General features: G+C 42.7%; 1 protein-coding gene. It reads right to left on the bottom strand.

Annotated features, from left to right (window positions below):
- A partial coding sequence (gene murD / locus SMIDD26_RS02465; RefSeq protein ID WP_246746862.1) for a UDP-N-acetylmuramoyl-L-alanine--D-glutamate ligase occupies positions 1-1,285 on the bottom strand: 1,285 nt, incomplete at its 3' end.
- Between the last annotated feature and the right edge of the window lie 135 nt (positions 1,286-1,420).

The raw sequence follows: 1,420 nt of genomic DNA, 5'->3' as shown, positions 1-1,420 counted from the left end.
CCCAGCTGGCATTGGCAGGACTGAGAAGAACCACATCTCCTTGAGTCGCAAGCTCGTAGGCCTTGCGGGTCGCATCTGCAATATCAGTCGCATCCACATAAGACACACCAGCCTTATATGCTGCCTGTTTGACACGCTCAGCAGATTGACCAAGGATGACCATCTTCTTGAGTCCAGAAATGTCTGGAACCAACTCATCAAACTCATTGCCACGGTCCAAACCACCTGCAATCAAAATGACCTTGCTATTGTCAAATCCTGACAAGGCTTTTTGAGTTGCCAAGATATTGGTTGATTTGCTATCATTATAGAACTTCACACCCTTGATTTCATCCACAAATTGAAGACGGTGTTTGACACCACCAAAGGCTGAAAGAGTTTCTTTGATGGTTTGGTTATCAACACCACGGAGCTTGGCTACAGCAATCGTCGCAAGGGCATTTTCTACATTGTGGCTACCTGGAACTCCGATTTCATTCGCTGCCATGACCACTTCACCACGGAAGTAGAGTTGACCATCTTCCAGATAAGCTCCATCAACCTTTTCAAGTGTTGAAAATGGTACAACAGTAGCTTGTGTTTTGCTAGCCAATTCTTTTGCCAAGTCTTGGTTAAAGTTCAAGACAAGGAAATCAGTTGCTGTCATCTTGTTCTGGATATTCCACTTGGCTGCTACATAGGCCTCAAACGAACCATGATAATCGATATGAGTTGGCATGAGGTTGGTAATAACCGCAATCTCAGGATGAAATTCTTGAACTCCCATGAGTTGGAAAGAAGAAAGTTCCATGACAAGCGTATCCTTATCTGACGCTGTTTGAGCAACCTGACTGGCAGGATAGCCGATATTTCCTGATAAAAGACCATGTTGCCTAGCAGCAGTCAAAACGTCCCCAATCATAGTCGTTGTGGTTGTTTTTCCATTTGAACCTGTGATACCGATAATTGGCGCTTCTGAAATCAAATAAGCCAATTCCACCTCAGTCAAGACTGGAATTCCCTTGGCCAAAGCCTTTTCAATCATGGGATTGCTGTAGGGGATACCTGGATTTTTCACCATAAGGGCAAACTCTTCATCCAAGAGTTCCAAAGGATGACCGCCTGTGATGACCTTGATCCCTTCTTCCAGCAAACTTTGCGCAGCTGGATTGTCCTCGAAAGGTTTCCCGTCATTTACTGTCACAATAGCACCCAGCTTATCCAACAAACGAGCTGCAGATTCACCAGACTTGGCCAAACCTAAAACAAGGACTTTCTTATTTTTAAATTGATCTATTACTTTCATGTCTCAAACTCCATTTCTACTCCTACTATTTTACCATTTTTATGGAAATAATTCTAAATGAAAATGCTCATATTCAGCTTTCTAACAAGCAAAAAGAGAGCCGAAACTCTCTTTTTTATCTTCTTTTACTTTTTT

Source organism: Streptococcus mitis (genome assembly GCF_001579035.1).
Classification (GTDB): domain Bacteria; phylum Bacillota; class Bacilli; order Lactobacillales; family Streptococcaceae; genus Streptococcus; species Streptococcus mitis_J.
This window is presented reverse-complemented; position numbering and strand designations above follow the sequence as displayed.